At 73.2% G+C, this 21,300-nt stretch carries 22 protein-coding genes and 1 tRNA gene; 8 read left to right on the top strand and 15 right to left on the bottom strand.

The features are described from left to right. Positions 1-121 precede the first annotated feature (121 nt). A tRNA-Tyr gene (locus ACFYNO_RS27730) sits at positions 122-202 on the bottom strand. Positions 203-396: 194 nt separating this feature from the next. Here ACFYNO_RS27730 and ACFYNO_RS27725 point away from each other — a divergent pair. The 3 genes from ACFYNO_RS27725 to mug all read left to right on the top strand — a co-directional run bounded on the left by ACFYNO_RS27725 (position 397) and on the right by mug (position 2,945). Then, positions 397-885, top strand: coding sequence for a YajQ family cyclic di-GMP-binding protein (locus ACFYNO_RS27725; protein WP_388018102.1), 489 nt, complete (start codon positions 397-399; stop codon positions 883-885). 466 nt (positions 886-1,351) lie between these two features. Further along, the gene (locus tag ACFYNO_RS27720) at positions 1,352-2,377 is read left to right on the top strand and encodes a phosphatase PAP2 family protein (protein WP_388018099.1); all 1,026 of its coding nucleotides are present in this window, start codon (positions 1,352-1,354) and stop codon (positions 2,375-2,377) included. 13 nt (positions 2,378-2,390) lie between these two features. After that, on the top strand, positions 2,391-2,945 hold the full coding sequence (gene mug / locus ACFYNO_RS27715) for a G/U mismatch-specific DNA glycosylase (RefSeq protein WP_388018096.1): 555 nt from the start codon (positions 2,391-2,393) through the stop codon (positions 2,943-2,945). Between the two features lie 7 nt (positions 2,946-2,952). Here the strand turns inward: mug and ACFYNO_RS27710 are convergent, their stop codons facing one another. Further along, on the bottom strand, positions 2,953-4,176 hold the full coding sequence (locus ACFYNO_RS27710; protein ID WP_388018093.1) for a citrate synthase: 1,224 nt from the start codon (positions 4,174-4,176) through the stop codon (positions 2,953-2,955). A 179-nt stretch (positions 4,177-4,355) separates the two neighbouring features. Between ACFYNO_RS27710 and ACFYNO_RS27705 the strand changes: the two genes are divergently transcribed. After that, entirely contained in the window at positions 4,356-5,504 is a 1,149-nt protein-coding gene (locus ACFYNO_RS27705) for a citrate/2-methylcitrate synthase (RefSeq protein ID WP_388018090.1), read from the top strand. Positions 5,505-5,516: 12 nt separating this feature from the next. Here ACFYNO_RS27705 and ACFYNO_RS27700 read toward each other — a convergent pair whose 3' ends face one another. Next, on the bottom strand, positions 5,517-5,774 hold the full coding sequence (locus ACFYNO_RS27700) for a hypothetical protein (protein WP_388018087.1): 258 nt from the start codon (positions 5,772-5,774) through the stop codon (positions 5,517-5,519). Positions 5,775-5,895: 121 nt separating this feature from the next. Here ACFYNO_RS27700 and ACFYNO_RS27695 point away from each other — a divergent pair, with 121 nt between their 5' ends. Continuing rightward, positions 5,896-6,498 (top strand): TetR family transcriptional regulator, encoded by a 603-nt coding sequence (locus ACFYNO_RS27695; protein ID WP_388018084.1) that lies wholly within the window; start codon positions 5,896-5,898, stop codon positions 6,496-6,498. 78 nt (positions 6,499-6,576) lie between these two features. Here the strand turns inward: ACFYNO_RS27695 and ACFYNO_RS27690 are convergent, their stop codons facing one another. Both ACFYNO_RS27690 and ACFYNO_RS27685 read right to left on the bottom strand, forming a co-directional pair. After that, positions 6,577-6,978, bottom strand: coding sequence for a YccF domain-containing protein (locus ACFYNO_RS27690; protein ID WP_388018081.1), 402 nt, complete (start codon positions 6,976-6,978; stop codon positions 6,577-6,579). A gap of 51 nt (positions 6,979-7,029) precedes the next feature. Next, the gene (locus tag ACFYNO_RS27685; RefSeq protein WP_388018139.1) at positions 7,030-7,371 is read right to left on the bottom strand and encodes a hypothetical protein; all 342 of its coding nucleotides are present in this window, start codon (positions 7,369-7,371) and stop codon (positions 7,030-7,032) included. Between ACFYNO_RS27685 and ACFYNO_RS27680 the strand changes: the two genes are divergently transcribed. After that, positions 7,301-7,453, top strand: coding sequence for a LuxR C-terminal-related transcriptional regulator (locus tag ACFYNO_RS27680; RefSeq protein WP_388018136.1), 153 nt, complete (start codon positions 7,301-7,303; stop codon positions 7,451-7,453). The two genes, ACFYNO_RS27685 and ACFYNO_RS27680, sit on opposite strands and share 71 nt — an antisense overlap. On the opposite strand, the gene ACFYNO_RS27675 is transcribed toward ACFYNO_RS27680, so the two are convergent. The 5 genes from ACFYNO_RS27675 to ACFYNO_RS27655 form a co-directional block, all read right to left on the bottom strand. Continuing rightward, on the bottom strand, positions 7,450-9,045 hold the full coding sequence (locus tag ACFYNO_RS27675) for an AMP-binding protein (protein ID WP_388018078.1): 1,596 nt from the start codon (positions 9,043-9,045) through the stop codon (positions 7,450-7,452). The genes ACFYNO_RS27680 and ACFYNO_RS27675 overlap by 4 nt on opposite strands. A gap of 32 nt (positions 9,046-9,077) precedes the next feature. Further along, positions 9,078-9,908, bottom strand: coding sequence for a thioesterase family protein (locus tag ACFYNO_RS27670; protein WP_388018075.1), 831 nt, complete (start codon positions 9,906-9,908; stop codon positions 9,078-9,080). A gap of 49 nt (positions 9,909-9,957) precedes the next feature. Beyond that, on the bottom strand, positions 9,958-10,890 hold the full coding sequence (locus tag ACFYNO_RS27665) for a ferritin-like domain-containing protein (protein WP_388018072.1): 933 nt from the start codon (positions 10,888-10,890) through the stop codon (positions 9,958-9,960). Next, a complete protein-coding gene (locus ACFYNO_RS27660; RefSeq protein ID WP_388018069.1) occupies positions 10,887-11,177 on the bottom strand; it encodes a hypothetical protein in 291 nt (96 codons plus the stop codon). The genes ACFYNO_RS27665 and ACFYNO_RS27660 overlap by 4 nt, the downstream gene beginning before the upstream one ends. Positions 11,178-11,403: 226 nt before the next feature. Then, a complete protein-coding gene (locus tag ACFYNO_RS27655) occupies positions 11,404-12,834 on the bottom strand; it encodes an MFS transporter (protein WP_388018066.1) in 1,431 nt (476 codons plus the stop codon). 405 nt (positions 12,835-13,239) lie between these two features. Here ACFYNO_RS27655 and ACFYNO_RS27650 point away from each other — a divergent pair, with 405 nt between their 5' ends. Beyond that, the gene (locus ACFYNO_RS27650) at positions 13,240-14,055 is read left to right on the top strand and encodes a PP2C family protein-serine/threonine phosphatase (RefSeq protein ID WP_388018063.1); all 816 of its coding nucleotides are present in this window, start codon (positions 13,240-13,242) and stop codon (positions 14,053-14,055) included. 73 nt (positions 14,056-14,128) lie between these two features. After that, positions 14,129-15,148: an MASE1 domain-containing protein gene (locus tag ACFYNO_RS27645; protein ID WP_388018133.1), complete on the top strand. Its 1,020-nt coding sequence runs from the start codon at positions 14,129-14,131 to the stop codon at positions 15,146-15,148. A gap of 3 nt (positions 15,149-15,151) precedes the next feature. Here ACFYNO_RS27645 and ACFYNO_RS27640 read toward each other — a convergent pair whose 3' ends face one another. The 5 genes from ACFYNO_RS27640 to ACFYNO_RS27620 all read right to left on the bottom strand — a co-directional run bounded on the left by ACFYNO_RS27640 (position 15,152) and on the right by ACFYNO_RS27620 (position 21,266). Then, the gene (locus tag ACFYNO_RS27640) at positions 15,152-16,639 is read right to left on the bottom strand and encodes a CehA/McbA family metallohydrolase (RefSeq protein WP_388018130.1); all 1,488 of its coding nucleotides are present in this window, start codon (positions 16,637-16,639) and stop codon (positions 15,152-15,154) included. 196 nt (positions 16,640-16,835) lie between these two features. Then, the gene (locus ACFYNO_RS27635) at positions 16,836-17,132 is read right to left on the bottom strand and encodes a YciI family protein (protein WP_388018060.1); all 297 of its coding nucleotides are present in this window, start codon (positions 17,130-17,132) and stop codon (positions 16,836-16,838) included. 29 nt (positions 17,133-17,161) lie between these two features. After that, positions 17,162-18,019, bottom strand: a complete 858-nt coding sequence (gene htpX / locus ACFYNO_RS27630) for a zinc metalloprotease HtpX (RefSeq protein ID WP_388018057.1) — start codon at positions 18,017-18,019, stop codon at positions 17,162-17,164. A gap of 126 nt (positions 18,020-18,145) precedes the next feature. Continuing rightward, positions 18,146-19,675, bottom strand: coding sequence for an NADH-quinone oxidoreductase subunit N (locus ACFYNO_RS27625; protein ID WP_388018054.1), 1,530 nt, complete (start codon positions 19,673-19,675; stop codon positions 18,146-18,148). A 19-nt stretch (positions 19,676-19,694) separates the two neighbouring features. Next, entirely contained in the window at positions 19,695-21,266 is a 1,572-nt protein-coding gene (locus tag ACFYNO_RS27620; protein ID WP_388018051.1) for a NuoM family protein, read from the bottom strand. Between the last annotated feature and the right edge of the window lie 34 nt (positions 21,267-21,300).

The raw sequence follows: 21,300 nt of genomic DNA, 5'->3' as shown, positions 1-21,300 counted from the left end.
CGCGCCGGCCGCGCCGCGGGGGGGGGGCCCCCCGCCGCCCCCCCCCCCCCCCCCCCCCCCCCCCCCCCCCCCCCCCCCCCCCCCCCCCCCCCCCCCCCCCCCCCCCCGCTTCTCTATCCGGTGGCTGGTGCAGGGTTCGAACCTGCGTAGCTTGCGCGACAGATTTACAGTCTGCTCCCTTTGGCCGCTCGGGCAACCAGCCAGGATGTTTGCCTCCCGGGGCCCTGCCCCGTTCGACTGGGTAAACGATACCTGATGACGGGGGGTGCTCCGCCACTCGATTGGTCACGTGATGATCAAGGGGGCTGGTGGGGCGGCGCTGGATAGGCTGGGGGGCTGTGAAGGCCCCGCGCCGGCGGGGACAAGGCGCCGAGTCTGCAAGGAGACACAGGACAGATGGCCGACTCCAGTTTCGACATCGTCTCGAAGGTCGAGAGGATGGAGGTCGACAACGCGATCAACCAGACCTCCCGCGAGATCGCGACCCGCTACGACTTCAAGAACGTCGGGGCCACCATCGGCTGGACGGGCGACAAGATCGAGATGAAGGCGGACGGCGAGGAGCGGGTGAAGGCCATCCTCGACGTGCTGCAGGGCAAGCTGGTGGCGCGGAAGATCTCGCTCAAGGCGCTGGAGGCGGGCGAGCCCCAGCTGTCCGGCAAGGAGTACAAGATCTTCGCCACCATCAAGGAGGGCATCTCCCAGGAGAACGCCAAGAAGATCTCGAAGATCATCCGCGATGAGGGCCCCAAGGGTGTGAAGGCCCAGATCCAGGGCGAGGAGCTGCGCGTCTCCTCGAAGAGCCGGGACGACCTGCAGGCCGTGCAGGCCCTGCTCAAGGGCAAGGACCTCGACTTCGCGGTGCAGTACGTCAACTACCGCTGAGTCGGATGGGCGGGCGCGTCGGGGTGATCCCCGGCGCGCCCGCCCGTTTTGGTCGTGGCGCGATCGGTTTGGGTCGTGACCGGAGGTTTACGTTCCAGTCGAGGGCGGATTCCGAGGCGGCCGAGGGATCGGTATCGAAGGATGCGGTCCAGGGACGCCAAGCGCCGAGCCATGGAACGCCGAAGCCGCTGCTCAGCCGCAGCGAGGGACGCCACGCAGCGCCCACCGGGCGGATACGGACGGTCCGCGCCGCACCGCCCGCGGCGGGGCGCCACGCCCGGCGGGCGAACGCATGCTGGGAGTTTTCTGTGGACCTCTGGTGCAGGGTCCGCCGGGAGTGAGCGGGCTGCGGGCCACCGGGAAGTAGCTGTTGGGCGGAAGCGGGCCGACGGGCTCAGTAATTCTTAAAAATCGAGCACTAGGTTGACCCGGCTTGCCCCACCAGACAACGAAGGGGACGCCACCGGTGACCAGCCTGCTCCACTCCGTACGCGCCACCACCGACCACCCGCGCACCGCAGCCAGACCGCGGGGCCGGCTCGTGGCGGCGCTCCGCATGGGCCGGCACCTGCGCTGGCTGGCCTGGCCGACGTACTTCCTGCTGCTCTGGCACTTCACCGACGAGTACGGGCTGCCGTACGCCAACGATCTGGTGTTCTGCTGGCTGATGGGAGCGCTGGCGGCGGCCTGCCTGCACAGCGGGAGCTGGTTCGGCTGGCTGCGGGTGCTGCGCGACTGGGTGCCCGTGATGGCGGCGGTCTGGGCGTACTCGCTGCTGCGCGGGTACGGCGCGCACACGCCCTGGGCGGTGCACTGGGCGCCGCAGCTCGCCTTCGACAAGGCGGCCGGCTTCGGCCAGGTCTGGACCGTCCGGCTGCAGCACTGGCTCTACACCCCGGGCCACCCGCACTGGTACGACTACCTGTGCACGGTGGTCTACATGTCGCACTTCTTCGCGGTCTTCGTCGTCATGGCCGTGCTCTGGAAGCGGCGGCACGACCGGTTCACCCGGCTGGTGGCGCTCTACTTCGCGCTGACCATAGCCGCGTTCGCCACCTACCTGCTCTACCCGGCCGACCCGCCGTGGCTGACCGCGCAGAACGGGCACCTTCCGCAGCTCACCCGGGTGGTCTCCGACGTGCTGACCAACTCCGGGATGCCGCGAGCCGGTTCGATCTTCGAGAACGGCAGCCGGTTCGACAACGACGTGGCCGCGATGCCCTCGCTGCACGCCTCCTACCCGATGCTGCTGGCGCTCTTCTTCTGGCCGACGGCGGGCCGGCGGACCCGGGTGCTGTTGGCGCTCTATCCGCTGGCGATGGCCTTCACCCTGGTCTACGGCGCCGAGCACTTCGTGATCGACATCCTGATGGGCTGGCTCTACACGGCCGCCGTCTACTTCGGGGTGACCCGGCTGCTGGAGCGCCGGGCCGAGCGCCGGGCGGGGCGCCGGGCGACGGGGGTGGCGCGGCTGCGGCCGCTGACGGAGTAGCAGACTGGGGCCCGTGACCACTCCCGCGCGCCCCACGGCGGCCCAGCTGGCCGCCGCCCAGGACACCACCATCCCCGACGTGACCGGCCCCGGACTGCGGGTGCTGTTCTGCGGGATCAACCCGGGCCTGTGGTCCGGCGCCACCGGGCACCACTTCGCCCGGCCCGGCAACCGGTTCTGGCCGGCCCTGCACCGCTCCGGCTTCACCGACCGGCAGCTGGCCCCGCACGAGCAGGACCTGCTGCCGGGGCTGGGCCTGGGCATCACCAACGTGGTCGCCCGGGCCTCGGCCAAGGCGGACGAGCTGACCCGCGAGGAGCTGCTGGCCGGCGCGGCCGCGCTGCGCGAACGGGTGGCCAGGCTGCGGCCGCGGGCCCTGGCGGTGCTGGGGATCGGCGCCTACCGGGCCGGCTTCGGGCGGCCCAAGGCGGTGATCGGGCGGCAACCGGAGCCGCTGGGCGGCACCGAGGTCTGGGTGCTGCCGAACCCGAGCGGGCTGAACGCGCACTACTCGCTGGACGCGCTGGCCGACCGGTTCCGCGAACTGCGACTGGCCACCGAGGACTGACGCCCCGTCACTCCGCCTGCGGACGCGGCCCGGTGTACGTCGCCCGGGCCCGCATCCGCAGCGGCTCCTCGCCGTACTCCTCGACGGCGTGGGCCAGCCAGCCGGGCGTGCGGGCCACCGCGAAGACGACCTCGCCGGCGTCGGCCGGCAGCCCGGCGGTGTGCGCCAGGGCGGCCAGCGCCAGGTCGACGTTCGGCCGCGCGCCCGGCTGCCCGCCGGCCACCCGGGCCACCTCCTCGACGGCCGCGACCACCCGCTCCCCGCCGTCCAGCCGGCGCACCGCCGCCAGCAGCGCGGCGGCCCGCGGGTCCCCGTCCGGGTAGAGCCGGTGGCCCAGGCCCGGCACCGGCCGCCCGGTGCGCAGGTGCTCGCCGATCACCGGCACCGCCCCGCCGGCCAGTACCTCCCCGAGCATCCGGTGCGCCAGCGAGCTGGCGGCGCCGTGCAGCGGGCCGTCGGTGGCGCCCAGTCCGGCGGAGACCACGGCGTACGGGTGCGCCCGGGCCGAGGCCGCCACCCGGACGGCCACCGTGGAGACCGCCAGCTCGTGGTCGAGCAGCAGCACCAGCGCCCGGTCCAGGCAGGCCACTGACCCGGGGCCGGGCGCGCCGGACGCCAGCCGGCTCCACAGCCGGGCGGCCAGCGTGGCCTCGGGGCCGGGGTCGGGCGCGGTCCGCGGCAGCCCCTCGACCAGCCCGGCGACCAGCCCGGCGCCGGTGGCCAGCACCGCCTGCTCGCGCAGGTCGAAGCGGAGCGGGTCGGTGGCGGCCGCCACCGCGACGGCGACCCGCAGCCGGTCGGGCAGCCGGATGCCGGCGGGCAGCGCCTCGGCCGCGCGGTGCAGTGCGACGGCGGCCTCCGGCGGCAGCCGGAACCGCGCGCCGGGGTCGGTGCCGATCCCCCACAACCAGCCGACGGCGGCCTCGAAGCCGTACCGCTCGGCGAGCGCGACCGCGTCCCGCCCGCGGTAGTGCAGCCGGCCGCCCTCGATCAGGGTCAGCCCGGTGCGCACCTCGACCGGGTCGCCGGCCGCCGGGCGGGCGGCCGGGCGGCGGCCGCGGCGGGCGAGCTCGGCCACCTCCCGGGCGTCGAAGGTGCTGCCCTTGCCGTCCGGCGCGCGCTCGCTGCTGAGCTGGCCACGGCTGGCGTAGGCGTAGACCGTCTCGACCTTGACGCCCAGTCGGTCGGCGACCTGCTGGGTGGTCAGTCGCCCGGGGCGCTCCTCGGCCATGGGACGAGTCCTCTCGATCGCGTCGGGTGGATGCTGGCGCCAGTATTACACATTGATTTCAATCAACGTTGACAATATGGATCAATGCTCGGAGAGTTGCCCCGAGAGCACGGACGAACACCTGACCGGAGCGCCCACGAGGTGCTTCCCGAGACGGCCTCCCGAGAGGAACCACCGCCATGACCACCACCGAGATCGAGGTCCCGCGCGGCCTCAAGGGCGTCGTCGTCACCGAGACCGCGCTGAGCGACGTCCGCGGGCTGGAGGGCTTCTACCACTACCGCCAGTACTCGGCGATCGAGCTGGCCGAGCGCCGCAGCCTGGAGGACGTGTGGCACCTGATGCTGCTCGGCGAACTGCCGGACGCCGCCGCCCGCGCCGCCTTCCTGGCCCGCACCGCCCCGCTGCGCCGGCTGCCCGACGCGCTGCGCGCCGCGCTGCCCGCGCTGGCCGCCGGCACCGCCAAGGGCGGCCCGCTGGCCGCGCTCGGCGCCGCGCTCACCGTGGCCGCCGCCGACCGCGGCATCCGGCCGCTCTACGACACCGCGCCGGAGCAGCGGATCGAGGACGCGCTCTTCGCCACCGCCCTCGTGCCCACCGTGCTGACGGCGCTGCACCGGCTGCAGCACGGCGAGCAGCCGGTGGAGCCGCGCGACGACCTGGGCTACGCCGCCAACTACCTGTGGATGCTCACCGGGGAGGAGCCGGAGCCGGCGAAGGCCCGGGCCGTCGAGCAGTACCTGATCTCCACGGTGGACCACGGCTTCAACGCCTCCACCTTCACCGCCCGGGTGATCGCCTCCACCGGCGCCGACCTGGTGGCCTGCCTGGTCGGCGGCCTGGGCGCGCTCTCCGGCCCGCTGCACGGCGGCGCGCCGAGCCGGGCGCTGGACACCCTGGACGAGATCGGCACCCCGGACCGGATCGACGGCTGGATCCGGGAGCACGTGCTCTCCGGCGACCGGATCATGGGCTTCGGCCACCCGGTCTACCGCACCGAGGACCCGCGCTCGCGGATGCTGCGCGGGGTGGCCGAGTCCTTCGGCGGCGAGCTGGTGGACTTCGCCGTCGCCGTGGAGTCCCGGGTGGTGTCGCTGCTGGCCGAGCTGAAGCCGGGCCGCGAGCTGCACACCAACGTCGAGTTCTACGCCGGCGTGGTGATGCACCTGTGCGGCCTGCCGCGGGAGATGTTCACCCCCACCTTCGCGGCGGCCCGGGCGATCGGCTGGAGCGCCAACATCCTGGAGCAGGCGGCCGACTCGAAGATCATCCGTCCGGCCGCCCGCTACACCGGCCCCGCCGCCCCCCAGCCGGTGCCCGCGCCCTGAGGACCGCCAGGACTACCGCCGGCGGGCGAGGCGCTTCTCGACCCTGAGCAGTGCGGGCATCAGCCCGTAGACGACGACCGGGACGACCAGGCCGGTCATCACCAGGGTGCGCACCGCCACCGGCAGGTGTCCGAGGTAGGGGCCGAGCAGCAGGAAGGCCGCGGTGATCGTCGGGTAGACGGCGACCCAGGTGAGCAGCGCCCGGCGGTGCACGGACGGGGCTGCGGCAACGGTGGTGGCGGCGGCGGTGGTGGTCTCGAGCGTGGTCATGGCGCAGTCCTCCCGATGGCGAGCGGCTGGAGCCTCAGATCTCCAACCCGACGGTTGGATTCTGGCAGATGGCCGCGACAAAGTCCAACCGTTTGTTTGGGGATTCGGCTATCCTTGGCCCATGGCCTGGGACACCGCACGCACGCAGCAGCTCCTCCTCGACGCCGCGGTCGAGGAGTTCGCCGAATTCGGCCCCGACGGCGCCCGGATCGCCCGGATCGCCACCCGGGCGGGCGTGAACAAGGAGCGGATCTACCAGTACTTCGGCAACAAGGAGCAGTTGTTCGCCGCGGTGCTCACCTCGGAGCTGGGCAAGCTGGCGGCAGCCGTGCCGCTGGCCCCGGCACCCGGCGAGCGGCTGGACCTGGGCGACTACGCCGGCCGGGTCTTCGACTACCACTCGGCCAATCCGCACTTCTCCCGCCTGCTGGCCTGGGAGGGCCTGCAGTGCGGCAGCGGCTCCGAGGAGCCGGCCGCCGGCCCCGAGCGCACCGCGCACTACGGCGAGAAGGTCGCGGCCGTCGCCGCCGCCCAGCGGACCGGCGAGGTGGCCGGCGAGGTGGATCCGGCGCGGCTGATGTTCTCGGTGATCAGCCTGGTGAACGCGTGGTTCACCCTCCCGCAGATGGCCCGGCTGCTGCTGGCCGGCGCCACCGACCCGCGCCCGGCCGCCGACCGCGAGGCAGTGGTCACCCTGGTCGGCCGCCTGACCGCTCCCGCCTGACGGCCCCCTCAGCCCTCGGGGGAACGCAGAAGCGGCCCCGGGGTGACCCCGGGGCCGCTCACTCGCAGCCGACTCCGCTCAGCGCCCGCCGAACCGCTCGTCGGTGGAAACCACCTCGCGGCCCAGAGGCATCAGCGAGATCGGGATCATCTTCAGGTTCGCCCACCCGAACGGGATGCCGATGATCGACACGAAGAGCGGGATGCTGGTCGCGATGTGCGCCAGCGCCAGCCACCAGCCGGCGAAGACGAACCAGATCACATTTCCGACGCAGGAGGCCGCCCCGGCGTCCGGCCGCTCCACCGTGGTCCGCCCGAACGGCCAGAGCACGTAGCCGGCGATCCGGAACGACGCGATACCAAATGGGATCGTGACGATGAGGACGCAGCAGATGATTCCGGCGATCAGGTATCCGAGGGCCATCCAGATGCCGCAGAAGATCAGCCAGAGCACGTTGAGGACGAATCCGATCACCTTCATGCTTTCAGCCTGCCACGGTCCGGCCCCGGTGACCCGGTGCTCGCCGAAGTGTCAGTGCGGGGCCAGGTCGGGGACCCGGCAGCCGGTGCGGGTGATCAGGCGCCTGATCGCGCGGGCCTCGCGGTCCTCCAGCGCGGACCTGAAGGCGCCCGTCACCGGCAGGAACTGCGGGACGCCCAGCTCGGCGAGTTCGACCACGCCGGCCAGGGTCGGCAGCGGTTCGAGGCGGCGGTGGCCGAGGGCACCCGGATGGGTTCGCCGCCGTCCTCCCGGCGGGCCGCTGCCCCGCCAGGAGGGGGGCGCCGAGCTGATCGCCCAGCGCCTGACGAACGGCGAGACCGCGCACCGCCTGGTCATCTCGACCCGGACCGCCCAGGCCCATGTCGCGCGCATCCTGATCACACTGGCCGCCGGCTCCCGGACCCAGGTGGCCCTGTGGGCCGTCGGGCACCGGGAGCCGGAAGGCGGGCCCTAAGCCTGATCGAAGGTCAGCCCCCGCAGGGTGCCCGCCTCGTAGGCGGCGACGATGGCGCGGCGCTGGAGCTTGCCGCTGCTGGTGCGCTGCAGCTGGTTGGGGCGCAGGTAGTGGATGTCCCGGGGGTGGACGGTGACGCCGATGCTCTGGGCGAGGTGGTCGGCGATCCGGGCGCGGCTGCCGGGGATGTCGTCGCGGGCCTCGCGGTCCACCTCGGTGAGCACGATGATCCGGCCGTCGGTCAGCTGGGCCACCGCGCTGCGGCCCTCGCGGACGAACGGCAGCCGCTCGACGGCCTGCTCGAAGTCGGCGGCGAACAGGCTCTGCCCGTTGACCTTGATCCGGTCGCTGATCCGGCCGGTGATGAACAGCTCGCCGCCGTTGACGAAGCCGATGTCGCCGGTGGCGTAGTAGCCGTCGGGGCCGGCCAGCGGCTCGCCGCGGTCCAGGTAGCCGTCGGCCAGGCTGCCGCCGGCGAGCTCGATCTCGCCCAGCTCGTCCTCGCCGCAGATCCGGCCGTCCTCGTCGCGCAGCCGCAGGTCGAACTCCGGCAGCACCCGGCCGACCGAGATGGCGGGCAGGCCGGACGGGCCGGTGGCCTCGCGGACGCCGCCGCCGACCTCCCGGGTGGAGACCAGCAGCACCGCCTCGGCCATGCCGTAGCAGGGCATGAAGACGCCCGGGGCCAGGCCGGCCGGGGCCATCAGCTCGACGAAGGCCCGCAGGTTGGGCAGGTTGATCGGCTCGCTGCCGAGGTAGACGGAGCGGATGCCGGAGAGGTCCATGGCGGCCACCTCGTCCGGGTCCAGGTCCTGCATCATCCGCAGCGAGTAGTCGATCGCGAAGTTCGGGATCACCGTGCCGATCGCCCGCTCCCGGGCCATGTGCTCCCACCAGCCGCGGGCGTCGAACAGGAAGCTGACCGGCTCGGCCAGCATCAGGTCGCAGCCGACCGCGAAGCAGGAGAGCATCCCGCCGACCAGGCCCATGTCGTGGTAGAGCGGCAGCCAGCTGCTGACCCGCTCGTGCGGGGCCCGGCCGTCGGCCCTGGTGATCATCTCCAGGTTGGCCCGCAGCCGGTCCTGGCGGACCGGGATGCCCTTGGGGAAGGAGGTGGAGCCGGAGGAGAACTGGACGAAGGCCAGCTCCTCGCCGGCCGGCACCCGCAGCACCACGCCGGGGACCCGGGCGCCGGCCGGCGGCAGCGGCAGGCCGGGGACCGGCGGTTCGGTGGTCGCCAGGCTGGGCGTCATCAGCACCCGGGCGGCGTCGAAGTCCCGCGCGACCTTCTCCAGGAACTCCTGGTAGGGCTCGCGCTGGGTGCTCATGATCATCGGCTTGACCGAGAGCGGCACCGCGCCGATCTCCATCAGCGCCAGGAAGGCGATCACCACCTGGCTGGAGGTCTCGAACGGGAAGACCACCCGGGTGCCCGCCGCCACCCCCTCGGCGCGGAAGAACTCGGCCGCGCCGGCGACCAGTTCGGGGAAGTCCCGGTAGCCGAGGAACTCCGGCTGCTCGCCGAACTTCTCGTACAGGTACAGGCCCCGCTGCTGCGGCGACTGCTGATTGCGCTGGATGAGTTCGAGCACCGCGCCCCTCCGGTCCGTCCGTGTCGTCGTGTTCAGCTCGGGCGCGAGGCCGCGATGAAGTCCTGCAGGGTGGCCAGTGCGCGCTTCTCGGCGTCCAGGAAGGCCACCGTGACCAGGGCGTCCACCGCCAGCTTGTCCGTGCCGGGCAGCAGCACCCGCTGCCGGAACCGGGCCCGGTAGCTGATGCCGTCCTCCTCGAACTCGTCCTCGGCCGGGGATTCCAGCACGGTGGTGACCGCGACCTCGCCGCGCGGGATCTCGGCCCGGTAGTCGATCTCGATCCGGGCGACCACGGCGATCACCGAGTCGCGGGAGAGCAGACCCTGCTGCTCCAGCCAGTGCCAGCGGCCGCTCTCCAGGTACTCCAGGGCGACCGAGTTGTTCACGTGCCCCAGGACGTCGAGGTCGTTGGGACGGACCGGCAGGGTGAGCCGGGTCTCGCCGTAGTGCATGACGGATCCCCCGTGGGAAGGTGCCGGGCGGGCGCCGGGCGCCGCCGCCCCGGCCGAGCTGACCAGGACGGTGGCGGAGGCGAAGCCGCCGCTGTGCGAGATCGAGAGGTGCACGGACAGGTCCTGACGGGCCAGCAGCTCCGCCAGCGCGCCGTGCGCGCGGAACGAGGGCGCGCCGTGGCGGTCGTGGACCAGTTCGGCATCCGTCCAGAACCAGGTCCCGGCCGCACGCGGCAGCGCCTTGAAGAGAGCCTCCTTGGCGGCGAAGGCGCCGGCCAGGCTCTGCGACGGCTGCCGCGCCGAGTCGATCCGGCGCAGCTCCGCCGCGGTGAAGAAGACCCCGGGCTCGCGCAGCCCGGTGGCGGCCTCGACCTCGCGGACCTGCTGGAGGTCGTGGCCCAGTCCGATCATCGGTCCGGCCCGGTCACGAGTCGAAGCCCGGTCACGAGTCGGGGCCCGGTCACGAGTCGAGGAGGTCCATCCACATGTCCTCGACCTCGTCCCGGCTCTTCACCTCGATGCCGGTGATCTTCTTGAGCGCGCTGCAGACCAGCTGCTCCTTCTTCTCCATCATCCCGACCTGGAAGCCGGTCTCCCCGGTCTCCAGGTGGTCCCACCAGTTGACGTGGGTGCCGCGGTCCTCGCGCTGGTCGCGGTTGCTGCCGCCGAGCTCGCCGTCCTCCCGCAGGAAGAGGTGGGCCACCGCGAAGGCGTCCTTGGCGTGGTACTCGCCGCTGTCGATCAGCGCCTTGGCGAAGGCGATGAAGTAGTTGCGGTGCTGGATCTCGTCGGCCGCGACCTGCTTGAAGATCTTCCTCAGGCCCTCGTCCTTGATCGCGTGCTGGCACTCGCCGTAGTTGACGGCGGCGGTGATCTCGGAGATCGCCAGCAGCATCAGGGTGCGCAGCATGTCGTCGTCGGGGAAGACCTGGCGGAACTCGATGAAGGTCTCGTCCGTGATCGGCTCCATTCCGGTGACCTCGGCCAGCCGGTTGAAGACGGTCTCGTGGTGGGCCTCTTCCTCGTTCCAGTACCGGCTCCAGGTACCGCAGGCCTGCATCACCGAGGCGAGCGCCGGGTTGGTCTCCTGCCAGCGGCGGCACTCGGCCTCGGCCTGCCGCTCCAGCCGGTCGGCGCCGGGCTTGGTGGTCAGCTCGGCCCGGCCGGCGTTCCAGACCAGCACCCGGTCCAGCTCGGTGAGGCTCTCCAGGTCGACCGCGGAGAGCATCTCGACGACGCTCCAGCGGCGCGACTCGTGCAGCCGGTGCTGCTCCCAGGTGACGTCCACCAGGGACATCCCGCGCTCGGTCAGCGCGTCCCAGAGGTCGGTCAGGATGGCCGGCTGGCCCTCGCCCGCGAGGGCGGCCGGGCGCTCGGTCTCGGCGATGGTCATGCCGCGGCCTCCTGCTTCTCGAATTCCTCCAGGAATGCCTTCAGCACGATCGAGACCGGCGTGTCCAGCGGGAGGGCGGGCAGCCGGACCCGGACGCCGTACTCCTTGCGCACGGAGTTCGCGGTGCGCGCGAACGCCTCCATCAAGTCGATGCTGTTGGTCATTTGCGGACTGCGGCTGATCACCACCGCCATAGTCACGTCTTCGACGAATACTTGCTCATCAGACAGTCCCGCGAACTCGACGAACTTCTGCCGAATGTAGGACTCCACCCCAGGCGTCACCATGGCGAGAAGCGTACATGCCCACTCTCGCCGCGCCAAGTATCCATTGTCACACGCATCTTGACGGAGCAACCGATTCCAGGCGAGTTCATGGCGAGTTTACTCGAATCCCGGATCCGAGGGGCGTCGCATGTGCTAGTGACTCGCCCGCCACGGCTCCCGGGAAAATATCTGTGAGGAACCCGGCTATTTCGCGGGACGGCCTTCTTCGGTATCCGGTGTCCGGTATTCAGGGAGTGGATGATGCGGCACCACCGCGGCCGGGCAGTGCCACCGAGACCAGAACGGCCACCGCCGCCGCGAAGCAGATCGCCAGCACCCAGGTGTCCCGGGCACCGTGCAGCAGGTTCCGGCCGGCCGAGCTCACGATGGAGACCGCCAGCGCCGTGCCCAGCACCGCGCCGAGCTGCCGGAAGGCGGCGTTGGCGGCGCTCGCGGTGGCCAGCCGCTCCGGCTCCACCCCCGCCATCGCCACGTTGCCGAGCACCGGCCAGACCAGCCCCGCCCCGAGCCCCATCACCGCGGCCCCGGGCAGCCAGTGCGCCAGGAAGTCCGGTGGTCGCCCGCCGCCCCAGGAGAGCAGCAGGGTGCCCGCGCAGTAGACCAGGCAGCCGGCCACCACCGTCACCCGGTCGCCCAGCCGCTCGGCCACCCGGACCGCCGGGCGGGCCACCAGCGCGGTGGCGATCGGCGGCGGGGTGGTGGCCAGGCCCGCGGTGAGCAGGCTCCAGTGCCAGGCGTTGTTCAGGAAGAGGATGTTGTTGAGGATCACCGCGTAGAAGGTGACCGCGAAGAGCATCGAGCCCAGGTTGCCGGCCAGCGCGCTGCGCGAGCGCAGCAGGTCCAGCGCCACCACGGGCGCCGGGTGCTTGGCGCTCAGCCGCAGCACCACCGCGACCAGCAGCGCCCCGGCGGCCAGGCAGCCCACCGTGCGGCCGCTGCTCCAGGCCCAGTCGTGGCCCTTGACCAGGCCGAGCGCCAGCAGGCCCAGCCCGGCGGCCAGCAGCGCCGTGCCCAGCAGGTCGGGGCGCGGTCCGCCGCGGTCGCGCTGCTCGCTCAGCCGGCGGGAGGCCCGGACGGCCAGCGCGCCGATCGGCAGGTTGACCCAGAAGACGGCCCGCCAGCTCCAGTGCTCGGTGAGCAGCCCGCCCAGGCCCGGGCCGATGCCGGCGGCCAGCGCGGCCGCCGCGCCCCAGATGGTGATCGCCACCATCCGCCGGGCCATCGGGAACATCGGCATCAGCAGCGCCAGCGAGGTGGGCACCAGGACGGCCGCGCCGACCGCCTGCACCAGCCGGGCGGCGATCAGCAGCTCCACCGAGCCGGCCGCCCCGCAGACCGCCGAGGCGGCGGTGAAGACCACCAGGCCCAGCACGAAGGAGCGCCGGCAGCCCAGCCGGTCGGCGGCTCGCCCGGCCGGCATCAGCAGCGCGGCGATCACCACGTTGTAGCCGTTCAGCACCCAGGACAGGGTGGGCAGGTCGGAGCCGTGGAACCGGCGCTCGATGCCGGGGAAGGCGACGTTCACGATGGTGCTGTCCAGGAAGGCCATGAAGGCGCCCAGGCAGCAGAGCAGCACCAGCGCCGTCGAGGGGCCGGCGCTCCGCTCGGCCCGGTCCGCGGCCGGGCGCTCGGCGTCGGCGACCGGTAACTCGGCCATCCGCTTCCCTTCACTGAGTGGGCCGCGATCGCGGGATATCCGGAGAAGCCCTCCCCCACCGCCGGCGAACTGTGCGGCGCAGGCGAACCAACCCGCTCCGGCCCGTTTGCCACGGCCGCCGGCCAAGGCAGCTCCGGTGACCCCGTGCGCCCCCTCGGCAGCCGTCAACTCGCCCAACAATGGCTGTGGTTACCCGTGAGTGTCAATGGCACCAGGGGCCCGTTGACGGTGGCGCAGAGTTGCTGCAGGATTGCACCCGGTGCTCGCCGTGCGGGGTGAATCCACCGGCCGTGCGCGAATGGTCCGGGCTGATCCGGCGGGCCCGCCGCTCCGCAGCGCCGTCACTCGTGCAGCGGACATAGGCTGGGCCCTGTCCCACCGCCTGCCCGCCGTCCGGAGGGCCGAATGACCCGCCGCCGCCCCGTGTACCACCCGACCGCGGACGAACTGCTGACCGAGCTCGGCCGGCTCACCGCGCAGGCGCTGGAGCAGGCCGAGCTGCAGCAGGCCCGGGTGGAGCTGGCCGAGGCGCTGCAGCGCGAGCTGCTGCCCTCCGCGCTGCCGCAGCTGCCCGGACTGCGCACCGCCGCCCGGTACGCGCCGGCCCGGCACGGCCTGAGCGTGGGCGGCGACTGGTACGACGGGTTCCCGCTGCCGGACGGCTCGCTCGCCTTCTCGCTCGGCGACGTGCAGGGGCACGACGTGGAGGCGGCCGCCTTCATGGGCCAGGTGCGGGTGGGCCTGCGGGCGGTGGCCACCAGCACGGCCGATCCCGGCGAGGTGCTGAGCCGGGCCAACGAGCTGCTGCTCTCGCTGGACAGCCGGCTCTTCGCCACCTGCAGCTTCCTGCGCTACGACCCGGCCACCAGGGAGCTGGCGCACGCCCGGGCCGGCCACGTGCCGCCGGTCTGGGCCACCGCCGACGGCTGCTGGGGCCACTGCGCGGACGACGGCGGGCTGCCGCTCGGCGTGCTGGCCGGCGAGCGCTACCCGGTCACCCGCCGCCGGCTCTCCGGCACCGGCGCCTTCGTGCTGGTCACCGACGGGGTGATCGAGGGTCCGGCGTTCCCGATCGAGGCCGGCCTGGCGCAGGTGGCGGCCGTGGTGCGGGAGCGGGTCACGGCCGATCCGGGCGAGCTGGCCGGCGAGGTGCTGCGGGTCGCCGACCTGACCGGGCACACCGATGACGCGGCCGTCCTGGTGCTGCGGCACGACGAGTGAGCGGCCGGTGCTGCGTGTCTCCCCCTGGTCGGCGGCCCGGACGTAGTGTGATGGCGGGGTGCCGCCCAACGCAGTGCCGCCAGCCCCCGTACCACCGGCCACCTCCCCGTTCCGGGATCCCCGCCGCCTGGCCGCGACCGCGCTGCGCCTGCTGGCGATCACCGCGGCCTACTACGCCTCCGGCCGACTGGGGCTGTTGGAGCAGTTGGTCATCGGCGGCGCCAAGGTCACCCCGCTCTGGCCGCCCACCGGGGTGGCGCTGACCGGGCTGCTGCTCTTCGGGCTGGGCGTCTGGCCGGCCGTGGCGCTGGGCGCGCTGCTGGTGATCGGCTCGCTCGGGCCGATCCACCTGGCCTCGCTGGGCATCGTCGCGGGCAACACGCTGGCCCCGGTGGCGGCCTGCCTGATACTGCGCCGGGTGGGCTTCCGGGTGGAGCTGGACCGGCTGCGGGACGGGCTGGCGCTGGTCTTCCTGGGCGCGCTGGCCGGGATGCTGATCAGCTCCACCATCGGCACCGCGGTGCTGGCGCTGGACGGATCGCTGCCCTGGGGCGGGTTCTGGTCCACCTGGTCGGCCTGGTGGGCCGGGGACGCGATGGGCGTGCTGGTGATCACCCCGCTGCTGCTGGCGCTGCGCACCATCCGGTTCCCGCTGGAGGCCGGGCCGCTCGACTGGATCGAGCCGGCCCTGCTGCTGCTCGGCACGGTGGCCGTCACCCTGCTGGCCACCTCGACCACGCTGAGCCTGCTCTTCCTGGTCTTCCCGCTGCTGATCTGGGCCGCGCTGCGCTACCAGCTGCTGGGCGCGGCGCCCTGCGCCTTCGTGATCTCGGTGATCAGCGTCGCCGCGGCCACCCACCGGTCCGGGCCGTTCTCCCGGCACGGTGTGGTGGCCGACATGGTGCTGCTGCAGGCGCTGAACGGCTGCGCGGCGCTGACCGGGCTGCTGCTGGCCGCGCTGATCGCCGAGCAGCGCAACACCTACCAGCGGATCGAGCAGGCCTGCGTGCAGCTCAGCGAGGTGGTGGCCCGGCTGGCTCCGGGCCAGGCCGCCACCCGCTGGCTGCCGCCGGACGAGGACGGCCGGCCCTGAGGGTCAGTCCCGGTCGCCGCCGCCGAGCAGGATCGGGTTGGTGAGCGCCGCCATCGGGCCCCAGGGCAGCGCGGCTCCCATGGTGTTGCCCTTGCCGGGGGTGCCGTCGGCCAGCGGGTGGCGGACTTCCGCCCGCACGTAGGTCGCCAGCGAGGCGGTGGTCCGCCAGACCACGGTGCCGGCGCCGCTCGCGGGCAGCGACTCCTGGTGCAGCTGCCCCTCGTCGGTGAGGAACCGGACGGTGCCGTTCGGCACCCCGGCGACGGTCAGGCTGACGTCCACCGGCGCGTCCTGCGCCACCGCCAGCCGCTCGCCGATGCCCGCCCGCCGGCCCTGGCCGGTGGCGCTGAGGTCCAGCTGTACCGCGGCGGACTCGGCCAGCCAGCTGCGGCCGGCCTTCAGCGCGGCGAGCACGGCGTCCCGGGTCAGGTCGTCGGCCAGCACCACGTTGTGCGGCGAGCCGATCACCTGCGGGACGCTGTGCGCGTCGCTGTTGCCCATCGCGGGCAGCCAGGGGCGGCCGGCCCGCAGGTCCTCGGCCAGGTGCGAGTCCCAGGCGTCCACCGCCGACTCGTCGTCATAGGTCCACGGGCCGTTCCACACCTCGACCAGGTCGGCGCCCTGGTAGCCGTACTTCCACTGGCAGGCGACGTAGGGGCAGTAGGGGTGGGCCGGCACCACCAGGCCGCCGGAGTGGTGCACCTGGCGGGCGAAGCCGGGGTAGGCGTTGTCCCGGGCCCGGTAGCGCCAGTCCACCCACTCGCCGGGGTGCAGGCCGAGCGCCAGCCAGTGGCCGTTGCGGGTGGTGACCTCCTCGCCGGTGATGATCAGCAGGTCGGGGCCGGCCAGCGGGCCCCAGACGCCGTGCGAGGCGGAGGTGTTGTGGTCGGTGGTCACCATGAAGTCCAGCCCGGCGGCCCGGGCGCCGGCCGCCACCTCCTCGGGCAGCCGACGGCCGTCCGAGTAGACGGTGTGCAGGTGGCAGTCGCCGCGGTACCAGGCCCGGCCGCGGCCGGCGGCGCGCAGCGGCGGGTACTGCGGGACGAAGGCCGGCAGGTCCTCGCCGAAGGTCAGGGTCACCTCGACCTGGTAGTCCAGCCCCTGCGGGGCGACCTGGTAGGGGCCCAGCACCACGTGCCAGGTGCCCGCGTTCACCGGCCCTGGCAGGTAGCCGGGGGTGGCCTGGTCGGTGCTGATCGCGAAGGAGGTCCGGAAGCCGCCGGACCAGCCGCGGAAGCCCTTGCCGCCCAGGTCGGTGCCGCGCTCGTCGAAGACGCCGATGTCGCAGGAGTTGCCGGGGGTGCCGGCCGGCACGGCGGGCCGGTCGTAGCTGTAGGAGACGGCGATCTCCCGCACACCCCGGGGCACCTCGACCGGCAGGTAGACGAAATCGGCGGCGCCGGTGTCCAGGTGGCCGGTGACGGTCCGCGTGGTGCTGCCGCCGGCCGGGGTGCCGGCCGCGGCGGCGAAGCTCAGCGGCGCCAGGCTCAGTGCCGTGGCCGCGCCGGCCACCAGCCCGGTGCGCAGCAGGGTCCGGCGGTCCGGCTGGGCGTGCTCACAGGTCTCGCTCGCGCACACGGTGGTTCCTCCGCAGCTACTGACGACGGTCGGTCAGAGCTGTGCCTTCCCCCGGTGGTGAACGAACCGGGTGCGGCGGGCGGACGGGACGGGGCCGCCGGGTGAGGGTTCAGCGGGCCGGCTCGATCAGCGCCTCCAGGCCGGCGGCGGCCTTGCTCGGGACGAACTCGGCCACCTCGTACTCGGCCGCGCCCGCCCGTCCGAACGGGTCGCCGGCCAGCACCGCGTCCAGCGCGGCCCGGTCGGCGGCGCGGGCCAGCACCACCCCGCCGGTGCGCGGCACCAGCCGGCCGGATGCCAGCAGGGTGCCGTCGGCGTAGTGCCGCTCCAGCCACTCGACGTGGGCCGGCAGCAGCTCGTCGATGGTCTCGAGCGGAGCGGTGTAGCGGAGGGTGACGACGAACACGGGTTCTCCTGCGGCCTCTCGGAGCGGCTTCAGCGCCCGGCCATCCGCTCCAGCCGGGCGATCCGCTCCCCCATCGGCGGGTGGGTGGAGAAGAGCCGGGCGCCGGTCTCGCCCGGACGGAACGGGCTGGCGATCATCATATGACTGGCCGTCTGGATCTGGGGCTCGGGCGGCAGCGGAAGCCGCTGGGTGCCGGTCTCCAGCTTGCGCAGGGCGCTGGCCAGCGCCAGCGGGTCCCCGGTGATCCGGGCGCCGTCGGCGTCCGCCTGGTACTCGCGGGAGCGGCTGACGGCCAGTTGGATCAGGGTGGCGGCGAGCGGACCCAGGATCATGATGGCGAGCATGCCGAGGAGCCCGGGCCCGTCGTCGTCCTCGTCGCGGCCGAACGGGATCAGCCAGGCGAAGTTCACCAGGAACATGATCACCGAGGCCAGCGCTCCGGCCACCGACGAGATCAGGATGTCGCGGTTGTAGACGTGGCTGAGTTCGTGGCCGATCACCCCGCGCAGCTCGCGCTCGTCCAGCAGCCGCAGGATGCCGTCGGTGCAGCAGACCGCCGCGTTGCGCGGGTTGCGGCCGGTGGCGAAGGCGTTCGGGGCGGGGGTCGGCGAGATGTAGAGCCGGGGCATCGGCTGCCGGGCCGAGGTGGAGAGCTCCCGGACGATCCGGTAGAGCCCGGGCGCCTCGATCTCGCTCACCGGGCGGGCCCGCATCGCCCGCAGCGCCATCTTGTCGCTGTTCCAGTAGGCGTAGCCGTTGGTGGCCAGCGCCACCACCAGTCCGATCAGCAGCCCGGTGCGGCCGAAGAAGCTGCCGATCAGGATGATCAGGGCCGACAGCACGCCGAGTAGGACGGCGGTTCTCAGTCCGTTGTGCTGGCGGTGCACGGCAGCCCCTCCAAGTGGTGCGCGATAGCGGGAGGCCCAGTCGGTTCTCATCCCTCGGTCACCTGGACAACGGAGGGAGTCGGGGCCCTGGTTCCCTTCCTCGCACGTTGGAGCGGGTGGCGCAGCTCAGAACAGCGAGCCGGAGACCACTTGGAGTACCAGCTGCGGGGCCGCCGAGAGCACCACGGCGGCGCTCGCGGCCAGGCCCAGGGTGGCGGCCAGCGGGCCCGGGGCGCGGACCGGCTCACCGGCCGGCTCCCCGGCGGTCTCCTCGGCGGGCTGGAAGAGCAGCGCCGTCCAGCGCAGGTAGTAGGCCAGCGCGATCACCACGTTGACCGCCATGACCACCGCCAGCCAGCCGAGGCCCGCGTCCAGCGCCGCCCGGAAGACCACCACCTTGCCGAACAGGCCCACCACGCCCGGCGGCAGCCCGGCCAGGCAGAGCAGGAAGAAGGCCATCGCCAGGGCCGCCCAGCGGTTGCCGGCGAACAGGCCGCGGTAGTCCGCCAGCCGGTTGGCCGGCCGGCCGCGGCCGACCAGCGCGGCCACCCCGAAGGCGCCCAGGTTGACCAGGCCGTAGATCAGCGCGTAGGCGACGGTGGCGCCCAGCGGGTGGGCGCTGCCCGCGTAGCCCGCGGCGGCCAGCGGCACCAGCAGGTAGCCGGCCTGCGCCACCGAGGACCAGGCCAGCAGCCGGACCGCGCCCTGCGCCGAGTCGGCCCGCTGGCGCAGCGCCGCGGTGTTGCCGGCCGTCATGGTGACCGCCGCCAGCACCGCCAGCAGCAGGCCCCAGGTGTGGCCGTAGGGCTGCAGGCCGATGCTGGTCACCAGCGCCAGCCCGGCGAAGCCGGCCGCCTTGCCGACCACCGAGAGGTAGCCGGCCACCGGCAGCGGCGCGCCCGCGTAGGTGTCCGGCACCCAGAAGTGGAACGGCACGGCCGCCACCTTGAAGGCGAAGCCGACCAGCGCCAGCATCCCGCCCGCCTCGGCCAGCGGCTTCAGCTGCCCGGGCACGCTCTGCAGCCCGTGCGCGATCGCGCTCAGCTGCAGCGAGCCGGTGGCCGCGTAGAGGAAGCCGATGCCGAGCAGCATCACGGCGGTGGCGACCACCGAGGAGAGGAAGAACTTCAGCGCCGCCTCGCCGCCGCGCGCGTCCCGCTTCAGCGCGACCAGCGCGAAGGAGGGCAGCGAGACCACCTCCAGCGCCACCACCAGGGTGGCCAGGTCCCGGGCCGCGGGCAGCAGGGCGGCCCCGGCGGCGCTGCTGAGCAGCAGGAACCAGTACTCGCCGGCCGGCAGCCGGTCGTCCTCGACGGTGGCCAGCGAGAGCAGGGCGGCGATCAGCGCGCCGCCCAGCGCCAGCAGCTGGAAGACCAGCGCGAAGTGGTCCGCGGTGTAGGAGCAGCCGTCCGGCAGGCAGAAGGTGGACCTGGTCCGGCCGGTCAGCGGCAGCAGCGCGGCCAGCGCGCCGAGCAGGCCGAGCGCACTGAGCGGGCCGAGCAGCCGCTTGCGCGCCTCGGGCAGCAGCAGGTCGGCCAGCAGCACCACCAGCGCGGTGCACGCGGTGATCAGCGGCGGGGCGATCGCCGCCCAGTCCACCGACTGGATCAGCGAGCCGGCGTTGGGCACGGCGAGGTTCATCAGGTGAAGACCCATCAGCTGAGCGGACATCGGATCAGCCCACCGCCAGCAGCTGCTTGACCACCGGGTCGGAGAGGGTGAGCAGCAGGGCCGGCCAGAGCCCGGCGACCAGGGTGAGCGCGGCCAGCGGGGTCCAGCTGACCGCCTCGTAGCCGCGCAGTTCGGCGGGCTGGGCCACGGCGGGCTGGGCCGGGTCGCCCATGCAGACCCTGCGCACCACCACCAGCAGGTAGGCGGCGGTCAGCAGGGTGCCCAGGCCGGCCAGCGCCATGTAGGTGAGGAAGGCCGGGCGGGACAGGCCGGCGCCCGGGTGGAAGGCGCCGAACATCGCCAGCAGCTCGCCCCAGAAGCCGGCCAGGCCGGGCAGGCCCAGGCTGGCCACCGCGGCGAAGGCCAGCAGGGCGCCCAGCCGGGGGGCGCGCCCGTAGAGCGCCGCGCCGCCCGAGAAGGTGTCGGCACCGGCAAGGGTGTCCAGGTCCGCCGTCTTGTAACGGTCCTTGAGCGAGCCGACGAGGAAGAAGAGAAGGCCGGTGATCAGACCGTGGGCGATGTTGGCGAAGAGCGCGCCGTTGATGCCCACCGGGGTGAGGGAGGCGATGCCCAGCAGGACGAAGCCCATGTGGCCCACCGAGGAGTAGGCGATCAGGCGCTTGAGGTCGCCGCCGCGCCCCGGGCGGGCCAGCGAGAGGCAGGCCAGCGAGCCGTAGACGATGCCGACGGCGCCCAGCGCCCCCAGGTACGGGGCGAAGGTCGAGGTGCCGTCCGGAACGATCGGGATGAGGACCCGGACCATGCCGTAGGTGCCCATCTTCAGCAGCACACCGGCCAGCAGCACCGAGCCGACCGTCGGCGCCGAGGTGTGGGCGTCCGGCAGCCAGCTGTGCAGCGGCCAGGCGGGGGCCTTGACCGCCAGGCCCAGACCGATCGCCAGCGCGGCGAGCACCTGGGTGGAGTGCGAGAGGCCCTGGCCGTGGGCGGCGGCCAGCGCCGTCATGTCGAAGGTGCCCGCCTTCAGCCCGATCAGCAGGAACCCGAGCAGCATCACCGCGGAGCCGAGCAGCGTGTAGAGGATGAACCGGTTGGCCGAGGCCGTCCGGGCACCGCTGCCCCAGCGCGCGATCAGGAAGTACATCGGGATCAGCACGATCTCGAAGGCCAGAAAGAACAGGAGCAGGTCCAGCACCAGGAAGGTGGCCAGCATGCCCGTCTCGAGCAGCAGGAAGAGCCCGGTGAAGGAGACCGCCGAGGGGGTGCCCTCGCCGGTCGGCCGCCGCTTGGTGGAGTACACCGCGCACAGGAAGGTCAGCAGCGCGGTGAGCACCACCAGCGGCAGCGAGACGCCGTCCACCCCGAGGTGGAAGCGGACGTCGATCGCCGGGATCCAGCGCAGGTCGGTGACGCCCTGCATCCGGCCCGGGTGGGCGTGGTCGAAGGCGGCCGCCAGGGCGACGGCCAGCGCCAGCACCAGGCCGCTGACCACGGCGTTGAAGGTCAGCGCGCGGCGCTCCCGGGTCGCCTCGTCGGGCCCGAAGACGGCGGCCGGGGCCAGCGTGGCGGCGGCGCCCAGCAGCGGCAGCAGCAGGAGCGCGATGAGGAGTGCGGTCATCGGGGACTCCCCGGGTCGGAGGACGAGCGGCGCG

Source organism: Kitasatospora sp. NPDC006697 (assembly GCF_042869935.1).
Lineage (GTDB): Bacteria > Actinomycetota > Actinomycetes > Streptomycetales > Streptomycetaceae > Kitasatospora.
The sequence above is the reverse complement of the archived record's forward strand: the minus strand, read 5'-3'. Positions and strand labels throughout refer to the sequence as shown.